The following is a 15,209-nucleotide window of genomic DNA, read 5'->3' as shown; positions in this document are numbered from 1 at the left end:
ATTAGAATAGGGATTCGAAGCCCTTCGGTAGCTCATCCGGACCGCTCACTCTGGGCGAATATTTAAACAAAAGGAATGTTGGGATAATGTGGAAATTTTCTGGAAATGTTCAATATGCCTGCGATTGCTGTAGTTACAGTGATTCGATATCAATTGAGGACTTTGATGTTGAATGTGTCGGCGGATCAGAAAGAGGCATGGGTCAAGAAAATATTTATGAGGTTTCTTATGAGTTCGATTGCATAAAATGCGAAGATACGATCTTCCTGAGTTTTGAAGTTTCAGAATATCCTGAAGGTCTATTAAATTTCGTCACCAATAACTCAAAAGGTGTAGAAACACTTGGTGAGCCTTGCATCGAGCATCTTAGGGAAATATACAGCGCGGAGGATCTGCTACTATTTTACGAGTCAATACAAGAACTAGTAACCGCATTAAAAATGAGTCCGGTTCTGGTGCGAGAAATCACAGCGAGAGATTTCGAAGAGGTCGTAACTGAAATTTTCAGAGCGAAGGGATTTGAGGTCGATTTAACTCAGAGAACCGCCGATGGAGGTAAAGATATAATTGCAATACATACGGACTCACTTGGCATTCGCAACAAATACTTCATTGAGTGCAAGCGCTATGCAGAGGATAATAAAATTGGCGTAGCATTGGTAAGAGCGCTGCAAGGAGTGAAAAATACAAAAGATGGACCGAATAAAACAATTTTAGTTACAACTTCTACATTTACATCTGGAGCCAAAAAATTTGTCGAACATGAAGCGTCAAGCAAATGGGATGTGACTTTGGCGGATTATGATGTATTAGTTCGATGGCTGAATGATTACAAAGAGGCATAGAGGCCGGTAGTAGATACTCAAAACGGGAGCCAAAATCCCAAGCCAGTAACCGTATGTTTTTGAGTTCGGTTAGAGAGCTTAAGTCGGATCATTTTCACCTTCTGAACGTCTGCTTCTGGCCGGTTGAGCCCTTCAGTACTTGGCTGACGCACTCGCACTGAGTGGCACCCGCTGACACCCATCAACTGCAAACAGCTGGTCAGCGCGAATCCAAATAACTGGTCAGTGGCAATGCAATTAGGTGGTCAAGTGAGATGCAATTACGCAGAGCCCATGCGAGTGGGAATGCGGAGCCTTCCCGCTCGCGTGGGCTTGGCCGAGAAGCCCAAGAGTGAGGCTTGCAACGGCGACAGTCGCCACTGCTGTCGCCATGCTGCAGGCCAGGTATTGCACGGGTTGTCGCCGGTGTCGCCGCTGTCGCCAAATCAACCATCACTCCATCTAAGGAGTCATTTTCGGTTACCGGCGGCGTCCGGTGAGCGCTCACCGTATCGGCACGACGTTGTGGTCCCTGGTTTGATTGATCGCAGATGCCGAGAGGTTGCCAGTGGCCGCTTTCTGGATGTGCTCACTCCACCAAGCCATCATCGGGCGCCGGCGTTCGATGTAGTCAGCTCGGTTGTAAGCGCTCCGGACTTCGTCCTTGTCGACATGCGCCAGCGCGACTTCGATCAGCTCCGGGTCCCATCCATGCTCGTTCAGGATGGTGCTGGCCATGGAGCGCATGCCGTGGCTCACCAAGCGGTCCTGGAAGCCCATGCGTTTCAACGCCATGTTGGCGGTCTGGCTGTTGGCGTGGGTGCGCGGATTTCTATCTGCCGGGAACACGTATTCCCTGTGGCCGCTGTGGGGCTTGAGCGCCTCCAGTAACGCGAGTGCCTGTTCGGTCAGCGGGATGGTGTGTGGGCGACGCTTTTTCATGCGCTCCGGCGGGATGGTCCAGATGCGTTTGTCGAAGTCGATATCTGCCCATCGGGTGGTAGCCGCTTCGGCAGGACGGGTCATGGTGTGCAGTTGCCATTCGATCAGGCAACGGGTCGTCCGCTTGATGCTTGCATTCGCGATTTCGATCATGAGCTCGGAAAGCTCTTCTGGTCGCAGCGCGGCCATGTTCTCTTTCTTGGGTTTCTTGAATACCGCCCGAATGCCACTGAGGGGGTTAGCGAAAATCAACCCGGAGTTCACCCCGTAGGTCATGATCTCGTTGAGCCGTTGGCTCAATCGCTTCACTGTCTCGAGGCTGCCTTTGGCCTCGATTGGGCGAAGCAGTTCGATGACAATCGGTGCGGTAATTTTCGAGAGCGGCGTTGTTTTCAGGTCTGGAAATACATGCAGCGTGAGCGATCGCCAAATGTCTTCGGCGTACGCCGGCGTGACGGAGTCCTTCTTCAGCTCGAACCAGGCGGTGGCCACGTTCTCGAACGTATGTTCCGTCTCCGCTCGTTTGGCTTCGTCCTGTGCATTGCGTTGCACCTTGGGATCAATGCCTTGTGCAAGCAGCTCGCGTGCTTCCACCACTTTCTTCCTGGCGTTCGCTAGCGAGAGCTCTGGGTATGTGCCCAGCCCCATATTGATACGGTTTTTGGTTACCGGCTCGCGGTAGTTGAAGTTCCACAGCATCGAGCCATTGCTCCTGACTCGGAGCTGAAGGCCGTCACCATCGCTGAGGACGTAATCCTTGTCTTTTGCCTTGACTGCCTTGAGCTGGCGGTCGGAAAGGCGAAGGGCTGGAGCAGGCATGAGAGCTACCTCTGACACCGTTTTGGTATTCCAAAAAATAGCACCGGATGGCTTGGAATACCATTTGGAATACCCAAACGGCTGGAACTCAAAAAACCTCTCCAGCGCCCAGTAGCGCTTAAACCCTTGATTTTACTGGATTTCAGGCACAAAAAAAGACGTCCGTGGACGTCTTTAGATGATGAAGTGGTGGAGCCGGGGGGATTTGAACCCCCGTCCGCCAGTACTCCGCTGTCGGTACTACATGCGTAGCCGTGTCTATTAAGTTAACCCTCAGCGACCCGACGGGCAGGGTGCTTTGGGCGAGTTGTGTAAGTTTTAGCCGCTTCGTCCACAACGTACTGCACGGCGATTCTGTTCTATATGACAATCATTTCGGGTTTACAGACATCCCCTGATGATTGCTGGACCCGAAGGTACCAGGAGCATTGTCAGCTGCAATTAAGCAGCGAGAGCAACACCGTATTGGTCGTCATTGGCAACTATAAGTAGTTGCAACAGTGGATTTACGACTTCTGTTACCAAGTCGGCATGCACCTAGAGTTTCGCAACCGGCGTCGAATCCTAAACGGCCCCGAACTCATTGCTCAGTGAATCTGTTTGAGCAACAAGCCTGCACAGTGTACGTCAATCAGCCCGCGAGGCCAACCCGCAGGTTGGCCCGGCGTTGATCAATTGTTGGTGCCGCTGGCTTTGCGCATTTCCACGATGAGTTGCGAGGTTTCCGCAACGCAGTCGTCGATTTTGCCTTCGGCTTTCAGCGACTGGGCTCTGGCCACGCTGGTTTCAGCGCGCTGCACCAGCTCTGGTTTAGACGCCAACTGCGCCTTGGAATTGTTGATCGTCTGAATATTGGCCTCACACAGATCGGCTGGCTTGTCAGCGGCGAACGAAGTGGAGGCCATCATCGAGGCAGTAACGAACAGACCTAACAGTACAGAACGCTTCATGTGTATCTCCTTGAACTGAGGGATCCAGGCTTCGCTGACCATTGGACGGGCCACCGAATGGAGGAAAAGCCCCGATTGTTCGGGGCTTGTTCTGTGGACTGCCGTCTCGCTCAAGGGTTCTATTTTTCTTCAGACGGCTTTTGCACGGGTCACCCGGTCCACCAGATAGACCAGGCCGTGGTAGTCGATGCCGCCATGTTGCGTCAGGCCGATTTCGCACGTGCGGCTGGTGGAAATACCTTCGCCGCATTGCTGCACCGCATCCTTGAGCGTACGCAGCGAGTGGCTGTTGAGCTCCGGCGTGGTGAAGCCTTTGTCGCCGGCAAACCCGCAGCAATGAATGCCTTCGGGGATGACCACGTTTTTGCTGCATTTGCGCGCCAGTTCGATCAGCGCCTGGCTTTCGCCCAGGTGCTGGGTGCTGCAGGTCACGTGTACGGCAATCGGTGCGTCTTGCGGGGTGAAGTCCAGGCGATCTGCCAGATGAGTGCGGATGAAACGCACCGGATCGTACAGATCCAGACGCGATTCGCCGACGTCCTGCACCAGTCGCAACGTACACGGGCTGGTGTCGCAATAGATCGGGTCGAGCCCGCCGCGGCTGGCGTGCAGCAGTGCGCTGATCAGTTCCTGGCGCTTGTGTTCGGCCTGTTCGGCGTAGCCTTTGGAGGCAAACGGCTGACCGCAGCAGAGGTTGTCGAGATTGTCCGGGAACACCACCTGGTAACCGGCCTTTTCCAGCAGGCCGCGGGTTTTGTCGTAGAGCGATATTTGCTCTTTATCGCCCGCCGCCGGGCCCATGACCCGCGACACGCACGCGGCCAGATACACCACGCGCGGGCGCTCGTCTGCGACGTTCGGGCTGAAGCGAATGGCTTTTTCCGGCTGTGGCATCGCGTTGGTCCACAGCGGCACCTGGCCTTTGGATAAGCGAGTCAGGCTTGCCGACAGCTTCGCCAGACGCGGTGCGCCGAGCAGCATCCGTGCGCCGTTAGCGACGTGCAGGGTGAAGCGCGCGCCTTGCAGGGTCTTGGCGAAATTTCCTTCGATCCAGTCGGCGGTTTTGTGATGGGTTGCGTGTCGGCCGCGAAGCTTTTTCACCAACTCGCCGGTATTGATGCCGACCGGGCAGCGTTGTGCGCACAGACCGGTCGCCGCGCAGGTTTCGATGCCTTGGTACTCGTAGGCTTCTTCCAGTTCGCGGGTGTCGATGCCGGCGCGTTTTTTCGCCTGAATATCGCGCAAGATGACAATGCGCTGGCGCGGGCTCAGGGTCAGGCCTTTCGACGGGCAGACCGGTTCGCAGAAACCGCATTCGATGCACTTATCCACAATCTCATCGGCGGCGGGCAGCGGTTTCAGGTGTTTGAGGTGGATCTGCGGGTCTTCGCTGAGGACCACGTCCGGGTTGAGAATCCCGTTGGGGTCGAGCAGGCGTTTGAGCTGCCACATCAACTGATAGGCGTCGCTGCCCCATTCCAGCTCGACGAACGGCGCCATGTTGCGCCCGGTGCCGTGTTCGGCTTTCAGCGAGCCGCCGAATTCCACCGCGACCAGTTGCGCGACGTCGTCCATGAACGCCTGATAGCGTGCGACTTCTTCCGGGTTGTTGAAGCCCTGAGTGAAGACGAAGTGCAGATTGCCTTCCAGCGCGTGTCCGAAAAGAATCGCTTCGTCGTAGGCATGTTTGTCGAACAGCTCGATCAGGCGATTGACGCCGATGGCCAGTTGCTCGACCGGAAAGGTCACGTCTTCGATGATCACCGTGGTGCCGGTTTTGCGCACTGCGCCGACGGCGGGGAAGGTGTCCTTGCGGATCGCCCACAGTCGGGCGTTTTCCACAGGATCCTCGGTGAAGTCGACCTGCTTCTCGACGGGGAATCCGCTGAGCGACGCCATGATTTGCGCCAGTTGTTCGTGCAGTAATGTGGAAGATGCGGCGCGGGATTCGATGAGCAAGGCGCAGGCATTGTTCGACAGCTGTTGTACGAAAGCGGGCATGCCCGGTTTGTCCTGCACCGAGCGCAGGCTACGCCGGTCGAGCAGTTCGACGGCGGACACCGGTTGGCTTTTCAGCACGGTGACGGCGTTGCAGCAGGTTTCCACATCGGGGAAGACGATTAGCGCCGAGGCTTTGTTCGGATGGTCGACAACGGTGTCGTAAGTCACCGCACTGATGAAGCCGAGGGTGCCTTCGGAGCCGACCAGCAAGTGGCTCAAGATATCCACAGGCTCGTGGAAATCCACCAAGGCGTTGAGCGACAGGCCGGTGGTATTTTTCAGACGGTATTTGTGGCGAATTCGTGCGGCCAGTTCGGAATTGGCGCGGGTCTCGCGGCCCAGCGTCGCCAATCGTTCGAGCAGCTCGCCGTGGCTTGAGCGAAACGCTGCGACACTGGCCGCGTCTTCGGTGTCGAGGCGCGTGCCGTCGGCCAGCACCAGACGAATTCCGGCCAGGGTGTGATAGGTGTTTTGCGCGGTGCCGCAGCACATGCCGCTGGCGTTGTTGGCGACGATGCCGCCGATTTTGCACGCATTGATCGACGCCGGGTCCGGGCCGATCTTGCGTCCGAACGGCGCCAGCCAGGCGTTGGCCTGCGCGCCGATAACGCCCGGTTGCAGGCGGATTTGCGTGCCTTGGCCACGAATCTCGCGGGCGTTCCAGTTATCCCCAAGCACGATTAACACTGAATCGCTGATCGCTTGACCGGACAGACTGGTGCCGGCGGCGCGGAAGGTCACCGGAACATGATCGCGCTGGGCCAGTTTCAGCAACGTCACGACTTCGTCTTCAGATTCGACGCGGATCACCAGCTGCGGAATCAACCGATAGAAACTGGCATCGGTGCCGAAGGCCAGAGTCGATAACGGGTCGTCAAATCGGCGCTCGGCCGGGATCAGTTGCTCGGCATCACGCAGGAAAGCGGCAGGAAGACTCATTGATCCTCCAGAATCAGCACGACCAAATCTTTCGGGCCATGCGCGCCGTAGGCCAGCACTTGCTCGATGTCAGCGGTTTTCGACGGGCCGGACACCAGCAAGGCGTTGGTCGGCATGCCTTGCGCCCATTCGAATTCCGCTTGCACCTGGTAGAAGTTATCGCGGATCTCGCTGGCCTTAAGCAGGGCGAAATGCACCGGCGGTACCAGGCTCATCAAGCGCGGCTCTTCGCGGGTAGGCCAGATAATCAGGCTGCCGGTCGCAGCGATGGCACCGAGGGTGCCGGTGAGGCTGGCCGGGGTGTCGTTGAACAGCTCGGCTTTCCATTCTTCTACCGGCCGGTCGTAGGATTTCAGCGCAGGCAGGTTCGGATTGTTCGCCCAGTGTTGTGTGATGCGTTGCCCGTGCGGCGTCGTCGGTGCGATCAGCAGACTGGGCAACTGGCGATCGCGCAGCAATTGCGCGAGCAGCGCCGGCCATGCTTCGGCGCAGGTCAGATGGATTTCGGTATGCACCGCCTCCATCAATTTGCGCAGTTGCGGGATGCGCTGTTCGGCGCTGTAGGTGTAAGGCTGCGTCACCAGATCGACGTCGAAGTTGTCGGCGATTGGCGTGGTGCCGGTCAGACTTTTCCTCAGTTTGCCGAGGATATTGTGCTTGGCGCTCATCAACGATCTCCCTGTTTGGCCAGATGCTCGCGGGCCATGTCGTGCAATGAGCGAGCGGCGGGTTTTGGTGCGCTGTGGTTTTGCGTCCACGGGCCGACATTTTTCGGCGTGAGCGCGCGCAGTCGGGTGGCGAAGAAGCCGAACAGGCGATACAGCGTTGGCGAGCTGTTGAGTTTCGCCCAAGCGTTCCAGATGAAACGTTCCTTGCGCGAATACTTGCTGCCCTGACCGCGCATCACTTGATGCGGCGAATCCGGCGCTTTGACGTTCTCTTCGCGCAAGCGGCGCAGAATGGCCGGGATCGGAATTTTCACCGGGCACACTTCACCGCAGGCGCCGCACAGCGAGGACGCGCTCGGGTGGTCCGGCACTTTCGCCAGGCCGACCATGTGCGGGGTGATGATTTTGCCGATCGGCCCCGGGTAGACCTCGCCATAGGTGTGGCCGCCGACGCGGGTGTACACCGGGCAATGATTCATGCAGGCGCCGCAGCGGATGCAGTTGAGGGTCTGGCGCAACTCACTGTCGGCGAAGGCCTGGCTGCGGCCGTTGTCGAGTAGCACCAGATGCACTTCCTGCGGGCCGTCGAGTTCGTGTTCCTTGCGCGGGCCGGAGATCATGTTGACGTAAGTGGTGATCGGAATGCCCAGTGCCGAGCGGGTCAGCAGCGACAGCAATGGCACCACGTCGCGCAGGTTTTCCACGACTTTTTCGATGCCGGTGACGGCGATGTGCACCGGCGGCACAGTTGTGGTCATGCGGCCGTTGCCTTCGTTTTCCACCAGCAGCAGGGTGCCGGTTTCGGCCACGGCGAAGTTGACGCCGGAGACGCCGATGTCGGCTTCAAAGAATTTCTGCCGCAGCACTTTGCGACCGATCTGAATGAGTTGGTCAACGTCCTTGGTGTACTCCACGCCAAGTTTGTCGTGGAACAAGGACGCGACCTGACCGGCATTCTTGTGGATCGCCGGCATAATGATGTGTGAAGGCTTCTCGTGGTCGAGCTGGACGATGTATTCCCCCATGTCGGACTCCAGACATTCAATGTCCCGAGCCTCGAGGAAATGGTTCATCTCCATCTCTTCGCTGACCATCGATTTGCCCTTGATCACTTGCCGCGCCTCGTGAGCGCGGATGATCGAGAGGACGATGCCATTGGCTTCGTCCACCGTTTCCGCCCAGTGCACTGTCACACCGTTGCGGGTCAGGTTCTGTTCCAGTTGCTCGAGCAGGTCGGGCAATCTGGACAGCGCGCGGGCCTTGATCGAATTGCCCAGTGCACGCAAATGTTCTCGTTCATGGGCATCACTGAAAGCGGCGGCGCGCTTGGTCATCAGTGAATCCATGGCAGTACGGAAGTTGTTCCGTAGCTGCTGGTCACCCAGGGCGTTGTGCGCCCGGGTGCGGAAATCTTCTTCTACGGCGACCGTAGGAATAATCGTCGAGGTGCTCATTGCGCACCTCCGGTTCGTTGCCACAGGAAGCTCGCCAGGTGTTGCCCGCGCAGTGCTTCCCGTTGTTTCTCCAGTGCGCCGTTGATGTTCATCAGGCAGCCACAGTCGGCACTGAGTACCTGGTGCGCGCCGGATTCCTTCAGCGCGCGGGTCTTGTCAGCCACCATCGCCCCGGAAATGTCTGGCATACGGACGCTGAATGTTCCGCCGAAGCCACAGCATTCGCTTTCGTGGTCGTGGTTGACCCGTTCCACGTTGCTCAACTGCGCCAACAGCTCGCGGCCATGCAGGTGGGTGTTCATTTCGCGGCGTGCCGAACACGAGGTGTGCAGCGCGACTTTTACCGGTTTGCCGTTGTCCTTTAGCTGCACCTTGCAGACGAACAGCAGAAACTCGGCCAGTTCATAGGTGCGGGCCGCGAGGGCCTGCACCTGTTTCAACGTTTCCGGCTCATCCTTGAACAAGTCGGCGTAATGTTCACGCAGCATGCCGGCGCAGGAACCCGACGGCACCACCACCGGATAATCTCCGGCAAACAGCGCCAGTTGCGAGCGCGCCACGGTCCGCGCCTGCTCGGTATAACCCGAGGTGTAGGCCGGTTGCCCGCAGCAGCTCTGCCCTTGCGGGTACTCGACCCGAATGCCTTCGCGCTCCAGCAGATGAATCGCGTCCATCCCGGCTTCCGGGTAGAACAGGTCGACCACACACGTGCCGAACAGGTAGACCCGCGACGGTTTCTCGCTGGGGTATTGCCGAGGTTCGGGCAGTGGCGGCGCCACGCGGGTCGCGTTTGGCACAGCGTTGTAAAAAAGCTCGCTCATCAGGCGTGTCTCCGGGTGGTCCCGGTTATCCGTCTGCTGTGGCTGCTGAATATAGAGCGCATAGCTTTCAGCAGCCTTACAGACCCGGTGGTGAATGGCTGACGCCGGATCACGGGCCGGCGTCGGTTATTGCTGTATTGCTTGTAGGCTTAATGCACCAGCATGCCGGTGAACCAGTAGGCCTGAGCCAAGGTGATCAAACCGACGATCGTTGCAAAGAATAGGCTGTGCTTGAGGGTGAAGCGGAACAGATCCGATTCCTTGCCCACCAGCCCGGTCGCGGCGCAGGCCACGGCGATCGATTGCGGCGAGATCATTTTGCCGGTCACGCCGCCGCTGGTATTGGCGGCCACCAGCAAGGTGTCGTTGACGCCGATCTGGTGCGCGGTGGTCGCTTGCAGCGAACTGAACAGCGCGTTGGACGAGGTATCGGAGCCGGTGAGGAACACGCCCAGCCAGCCAAGGAACGGCGAGAAGAACGGGAACGCCGCGCCGGTGCCGGCCAGTACCAGAGCCATGGTCGACGACATGCCTGAGTAGTTGGTGACGAAGGCGAACGCCAGCACCATGCCGATCGACAGAATCGGCCAGCGCAGTTCGTAGAAGGTTTCTTTCAAAGTGGTCAGACCAGTTCTGAAATTGATCTTCAGCACCAGCATAGAAATCAGCGCAGAGAAGAAAATCGCTGTGCCGGTCGCAGAAATCGGGTCGAGTTTGAATACCGCTGGAATGGCCGTTGGATTGGCCACGATCGGCGCAGTCTTGATTACCAGTTGATCAAGGTGCGGAATCGCGAAGTTGAACACCCAGCTGTACATCGAGCCGCCCGCGGCGAACATCGCTTTGAAAGGCTTCAGCGTCCAGATCGTCACCAGCACGGTGAGAATCAGGAACGGCGACCACGCTTTGAAAATTTCCCCGAGGCTGTAAGGCGACGCCACGGTAGTGCGCTTCTGGCCGAAACCGCCGACGCTGGCGCTCACCACCGAAGCGGAAACAGCGCCGGCGATGTGCTGCCCGGCGGCACGTTTTGGCTGCCAGATTTTCAGGAACAGGGTCAGGGAAATCAGGCTGGCCAAGGCCGAGGTGATGTCCGGCAGTTCCGGGCCGATGAAGTTTGAAGTGAAGTATTGGGTGATGGCGAAGCTTAAGCCTGCGACCAGCGCGGCCGGCCAGGTTTCGCGCACGCCGCGCAGGCCGTCCATCATGAACACCAGCCAGAACGGCACGAACAGCGACAGCAGCGGCAGTTGGCGACCAGTCATGGCGCCGATCTTGAAGGCGTCGATGCCGGTGACTTGACCGGCGACGATAATCGGAATCCCCAGCGCACCAAAGGCAACCGGCGCAGTGTTGGCAATCAGGCACAGGCCGGCGGCGTACAGCGGATTGAAACCCAGGCCCACTAACAACGCAGCGGTGATCGCCACGGGTGCGCCGAAACCGGCGGCGCCTTCGAGGAAGGCACCGAAGCAGAAGCCGATCAGCAGCACTTGCAGGCGCTGGTCGTCAGTGATCGACAGCACCGAACTGCGGATGACCTCGAACTGGCCACTCTTGACCGTCAATTTGTAGAGGAACACCGCCGCGACGATGATCCAGGCAATCGGCCAAAGACCGTAGGCGAAGCCGTATCCAGCCGCGGCGAACGCCATGTCGACCGGCATCTGGAAGGCGAAGATCGCCACGGCAATCGACAGTGCCAGCGTGATGCTGCCCGCGACATGGCCCTTGAGGCGAAACACCGCCAGGGCGAGAAAGAAGAACACGATGGGAATGACGGCCGCGAGTGCGGAGACGCCGAGACTGCCGAGCGGGCTGTAGAGCTGTTGCCAGGTTTGCATAGTGGGGTGGCCCCTAATTGTTGTTGGTCAGGCACTGTCAGCGTTCTTGGTTAATTGGTAATACCAATTTACAATCGCTGTTGGCTAGGGTAAAAGCCTTGATATCGGTGTGTCAATTTGTCGCCCTAAAACTTTTGTCGAACATGCGGTGCAGATCGCATCTGCTGCGCTTTCGGCAGGTGGCGTCTGCCAGGTGCCGGCAGGGCGCCGATGGGCCAGAATAGAGAGCCCGGCGAGCGGTCGGGATCGTGGAGAAATGAGTTATGGGGTTTGATCAGATACGTTCGCGCCGTTTGTCTGACGACATTGTCGAGCGGCTCGAGGGGATGATTCTCGAAGGCACGCTGAAGTCCGGTGAGCGACTGCCGGCAGAGCGCACGCTGGCTGAGCAATTCGGCGTATCACGTCCGTCGCTGCGCGAGGCGATCCAGAAACTTGCGGCCAAGGGCTTGCTGGTCAGCCGTCAGGGCGGCGGCAATTATGTGGTCGAAAGTCTGGGTTCGACGTTCAGCGATCCGCTATTGCAGTTGCTCGAAAGCAACCCCGAGGCGCAGCGGGATCTGTTGGAATTTCGACACACTCTGGAAGCCTCGTGCGCCTATTACGCCGCATTGCGCGCGACCGATGTGGATCGCGAGCGCCTGACGGCCGCGTTCGAAGAGCTGCAGGACTGCTATTCGCGCCACGACGAAGTCAGTCGGGCGGAGGAGGGCGCCGCTGATGCGAAATTCCATCTGGCAATTGCCGAGGCCAGCCACAACGCGGTGTTGCTGCACACCATTCGCGGGCTGTTCGATCTGCTCAAGCGCAACGTCGTGACCAACATCGGCGGCATGTACAAACAGCGCACGGAGACCCGCGACATGCTGATCACTCAGCATCGGGAATTGTATCTGGCGATTATCGAGGGGCGCGCGGAGCAGGCGCGGGAAGTGTCCAGTCGCCACATTCTGTATGTTCAGGAAGTGCTGGAAGAGGTTCGGCAGGAAGTTCAGCGGATGGCACGGGCGGAGCGGCGCAAGGGGATGTGATCAGGTGTATTTGTGTTGATGCTGGAATAGCTTTCGCGAGCAGGCTCGCTCCCACATGGAAATACATTCCAAGGGTGGGAGCGAGCCTGCTCGCGAATACGCGCTGAAGGCAGGAGGAAGTCAGTCTTCCTTGCCCTTGTTGCGCACCGCGCGCTGCAATTCGCGACCGGCATCGCGTTCGCGCTCGGTGTCACGCTTGTCGTATTCCTTCTTGCCCTTGCCCAGAGCAATCTCGCACTTGACCATGTGCTTGCTCCAGTACCAGGACAGGCAGACGCAGGCGTAACCCTTTTGCTGCACGGCGGCGGCGAGCTTGTCCAGCTCGCGGCGGTTGAGCAGCAGCTTGCGCGTGCGCACCGGGTCGGCGATGACGTGGGTGCTTGCGGTCATCAGCGGCGTGATGTGGCTGCCGAGCAACCACGCTTCGCCATCCTTGAGCAGCACGTAGCTGTCGACCAGCTGTAGCTTGCTCGCCCGCAGACTTTTTACTTCCCAGCCGGCCAGGACCAGACCAGCCTCGAACTTGTGCTCGATGAAGTAATCGTGTCGCGCCTTTTTATTTTGCGCGATGGTCCCTGTTGGGTGTTTCTTCTGTTTAGCCATAGGGGCGGCATTATATGGAGTTGTTCGGCTGTCGGCTACGGTGATGCTGCGTGCTTGAGCAGGTTGAGTGAATCCCGGACAATGCGGCCTCTTTTTCTAACGCTTGGGCGTGATAAACGATGTCGACAGACAAGGTTTCTGTCCACGGCAGTTGGGCTAGCCGCTGGGTATTCATACTCGCCGCGACCGGTTCGGCCGTGGGACTGGGTAGTATCTGGAAGTTCCCCTACATGGTCGGGGTCTACGGCGGCGGCGCCTTTGTGTTGATGTTTCTGGCCTGCATCGCGCTGATCGGCGTTCCGGTGATGCTCGCTGAAACCCTGATCGGCCGGCGCGCCCGGCAAAGTCCGGCAAACGCTTTAAAGGTTCTGGCGCTGGAAGCCGGGCACTCGCCCAAGTGGTCGTGGGGCGCCTTCGCCGGGATGATCACGGCGTTGCTGATCCTGTCGTTCTATAGCGTGGTCGGCGGCTGGTCGCTGGACTACATTGTTGACATGGGTCGCGGCGATTTCCAGGGCGCGACACCCGATCAGGTCGGCGCGTATTTCGGCAATGTCATCGCCGATCCATGGCGCCTGACACTTTGGCACACGATTTTCATGCTGCTGTCGGCGTTCGTCATCGCCAAAGGCGTGGTTGCCGGGCTGGAACGCAGCTTGCGCATCATGATGCCGCTGTTGTTTGTGATGATTCTGGTGCTGCTGGGTTACAGCATGACCACCGGGCATTTCATGGAAGGCGTGCATTTCATGTTCGACTTCCATCCAGAGAAAGTCCTTGATGGTTTGCTGCCGGCGATGGGGCACGCGTTCTTCTCGCTGAGCGTCGGTGTCGGCTCGATCATGATCTACGGCGCCTACATGCCGAAGAACACCTCGCTGTCGCGTACCGTGGTCGGTGTCGCGTTGCTCGATACGTTTGTGTCACTGGTCGCTGGTCTGGCGTTGTTTCCGATTGTGTTTGCGGCCGGCCTGAACCCGAGTGAGGGGCCGGGGCTGATGTTTGTCAGCCTGCCATTCGCTTTTGGTAACGTGGTTTTCGGCCAATTGATGGGCGTGGTATTTTTTGTGCTGGTCGCGGTGGCGGCGTGGAGTTCGGCGATTTCGCTGCTTGAGCCGATGGTCGCCTACCTGGTCGAGCGCACGAAAATCAGTCGCGCCTGGGTCACGTTCTGGCTGGCCTTTACCTGCTGGTTCGTTGGATTGGGCACGGTGTTTTCCTTCAATATCTGGAAGGAAGCCAAGTTTTTCGTGAACGAAGGCGGAATGTTCAGCCTCTACCAATGGGGCGCGAAGAGCGGTCTGGATTTCTTCGGCGTGATCGATTTCTTCACCTCGCGGATCATGTTGCCCGTCGGTGGCTTGTGTTTCGTGTTGTTCGCCGGATGGGTGATGGGGCGTGAGGCGGTGCGCGACGAGTTGTCGATCCGTAACCCGGCACTGTTTGCCCTGTCCCTGTTCTTGATGCGCTACGTGGCGCCTATCGGCATTCTTGTAGTATTTGCCGCTCAGCTCTGGAAGTAACGCTTACATGACGACACATATTCAACGATCCGCGCTTTTGCCTTACCCGGCGCAGTTTCTCTACGACCTGGTCAATGACGTGGCGCGGTATCCGGAATTCCTGCCGTGGTGTTCGGCTGCCGAGGTGCTGGAAAGCTCGCCGGAACATATGCGCGCCAGTGTCGGCGTGGCCAAGGGCGGCCTCAGCCAGCATTTCGTGACGCGCAATACCCTGGTGCCGGGGCAGTCGATCGAGATGAACCTGGAAGAAGGGCCTTTCAATCAGCTGCACGGCGTCTGGGTGTTCAAAGCGCTGAACGAGAAGGCCTGCAAGATCAGTCTCGACCTTTCGTTCGATTATGCCGGGCCGCTGGTGCGTGCCACGTTGGGACCGCTCTTCAATCAGGCGGCCAATCAGCTGGTGGACGCCTTCTGCCAGCGCGCCAAACAGATGCATGGTCAGCCCGGTGCTTGAGATAGAAGTGGTGTATGCCGCGGTCGATCGCCAGGTGCTGCGTTCGATCAATGTGCCGGAGGGCATGACGGTTCGTGCGGCGGCGCAGGCGTCGGGAATCGCTGCTGATTTTCCTGAGCTCAAGCTGGGTGAGTGCCCGTTGGGCGTTTTTGGCAAAGCGGTGCCCGATACGCAGGTAGTTCAGGCGGGAGATCGCATAGAGATCTACCGGCCGCTGCTTGCCGATCCCAAGGAAGTGCGACGTTTGCGAGCAGCCAAAGCGGCAGAGGCCAAGGCCCGAAATCTTTGAGGCCAACAAAACGTAGGCAATAAAAAACCCGGAATGTCCGGGTTTTT

Annotated in this window: 13 protein-coding genes and 1 other RNA gene; 5 read left to right on the top strand and 9 right to left on the bottom strand. The window is 58.4% G+C overall.

The features are described from left to right. Positions 1-86 precede the first annotated feature (86 nt). Complete coding sequence (locus ACGSLL_RS19270) at positions 87-845, top strand: restriction endonuclease (protein WP_394507542.1); 759 nt, start codon at positions 87-89, stop codon at positions 843-845. A 483-nt stretch (positions 846-1,328) separates the two neighbouring features. On the opposite strand, the gene ACGSLL_RS19265 is transcribed toward ACGSLL_RS19270, so the two are convergent. The 8 genes from ACGSLL_RS19265 to ACGSLL_RS19230 form a co-directional block, all read right to left on the bottom strand. Next, positions 1,329-2,585 (bottom strand): integrase domain-containing protein, encoded by a 1,257-nt coding sequence (locus ACGSLL_RS19265; RefSeq protein WP_038856696.1) that lies wholly within the window; start codon positions 2,583-2,585, stop codon positions 1,329-1,331. A gap of 187 nt (positions 2,586-2,772) precedes the next feature. Next, positions 2,773-3,161: a transfer-messenger RNA gene (ssrA, locus tag ACGSLL_RS19260) on the bottom strand. 95 nt (positions 3,162-3,256) lie between these two features. After that, entirely contained in the window at positions 3,257-3,535 is a 279-nt protein-coding gene (locus tag ACGSLL_RS19255) for a hypothetical protein (RefSeq protein ID WP_394507541.1), read from the bottom strand. Between the two features lie 129 nt (positions 3,536-3,664). Continuing rightward, the gene (locus ACGSLL_RS19250) at positions 3,665-6,475 is read right to left on the bottom strand and encodes an FAD-binding and (Fe-S)-binding domain-containing protein (RefSeq protein WP_394507540.1); all 2,811 of its coding nucleotides are present in this window, start codon (positions 6,473-6,475) and stop codon (positions 3,665-3,667) included. Further along, entirely contained in the window at positions 6,472-7,143 is a 672-nt protein-coding gene (locus ACGSLL_RS19245; RefSeq protein WP_394507539.1) for a LutC/YkgG family protein, read from the bottom strand. The genes ACGSLL_RS19250 and ACGSLL_RS19245 overlap by 4 nt, the downstream gene beginning before the upstream one ends. Next, complete coding sequence (locus ACGSLL_RS19240; protein ID WP_394507538.1) at positions 7,143-8,597, bottom strand: LutB/LldF family L-lactate oxidation iron-sulfur protein; 1,455 nt, start codon at positions 8,595-8,597, stop codon at positions 7,143-7,145. Before ACGSLL_RS19240 ends, ACGSLL_RS19245 begins: the two co-directional genes overlap by 1 nt. After that, positions 8,594-9,418, bottom strand: coding sequence for a (Fe-S)-binding protein (locus ACGSLL_RS19235; protein WP_394507537.1), 825 nt, complete (start codon positions 9,416-9,418; stop codon positions 8,594-8,596). Before ACGSLL_RS19235 ends, ACGSLL_RS19240 begins: the two co-directional genes overlap by 4 nt. Before the next feature lie 149 nt (positions 9,419-9,567). Next, complete coding sequence (locus tag ACGSLL_RS19230; protein WP_394507536.1) at positions 9,568-11,262, bottom strand: lactate permease LctP family transporter; 1,695 nt, start codon at positions 11,260-11,262, stop codon at positions 9,568-9,570. Positions 11,263-11,525: 263 nt separating this feature from the next. Between ACGSLL_RS19230 and ACGSLL_RS19225 the strand changes: the two genes are divergently transcribed. Further along, positions 11,526-12,293 carry an FCD domain-containing protein gene (locus ACGSLL_RS19225; RefSeq protein ID WP_208938793.1) on the top strand — a complete coding sequence of 256 codons (768 nt, stop codon included), beginning with the start codon at positions 11,526-11,528 and terminating at the stop codon, positions 12,291-12,293. A 120-nt stretch (positions 12,294-12,413) separates the two neighbouring features. On the opposite strand, the gene smpB is transcribed toward ACGSLL_RS19225, so the two are convergent. Further along, a complete protein-coding gene (smpB, locus tag ACGSLL_RS19220; RefSeq protein ID WP_007953781.1) occupies positions 12,414-12,896 on the bottom strand; it encodes an SsrA-binding protein SmpB in 483 nt (160 codons plus the stop codon). A 119-nt stretch (positions 12,897-13,015) separates the two neighbouring features. Here smpB and ACGSLL_RS19215 point away from each other — a divergent pair, with 119 nt between their 5' ends. From ACGSLL_RS19215 to ACGSLL_RS19205, 3 genes are read left to right on the top strand one after another with little or no spacing between them, the layout of a single operon-like run. Next, the gene (locus ACGSLL_RS19215) at positions 13,016-14,419 is read left to right on the top strand and encodes a sodium-dependent transporter (protein WP_208938792.1); all 1,404 of its coding nucleotides are present in this window, start codon (positions 13,016-13,018) and stop codon (positions 14,417-14,419) included. 7 nt (positions 14,420-14,426) lie between these two features. After that, positions 14,427-14,873 (top strand): type II toxin-antitoxin system RatA family toxin, encoded by a 447-nt coding sequence (locus ACGSLL_RS19210; protein WP_394507535.1) that lies wholly within the window; start codon positions 14,427-14,429, stop codon positions 14,871-14,873. Then, on the top strand, positions 14,854-15,162 hold the full coding sequence (locus ACGSLL_RS19205; protein WP_394507534.1) for an RnfH family protein: 309 nt from the start codon (positions 14,854-14,856) through the stop codon (positions 15,160-15,162). The genes ACGSLL_RS19210 and ACGSLL_RS19205 overlap by 20 nt, the downstream gene beginning before the upstream one ends. Positions 15,163-15,209 lie beyond the last annotated feature (47 nt).

This window comes from Pseudomonas retamae (assembly GCF_043496865.1).
Taxonomy (GTDB): domain Bacteria; phylum Pseudomonadota; class Gammaproteobacteria; order Pseudomonadales; family Pseudomonadaceae; genus Aquipseudomonas; species Aquipseudomonas retamae.
This window is presented reverse-complemented; position numbering and strand designations above follow the sequence as displayed.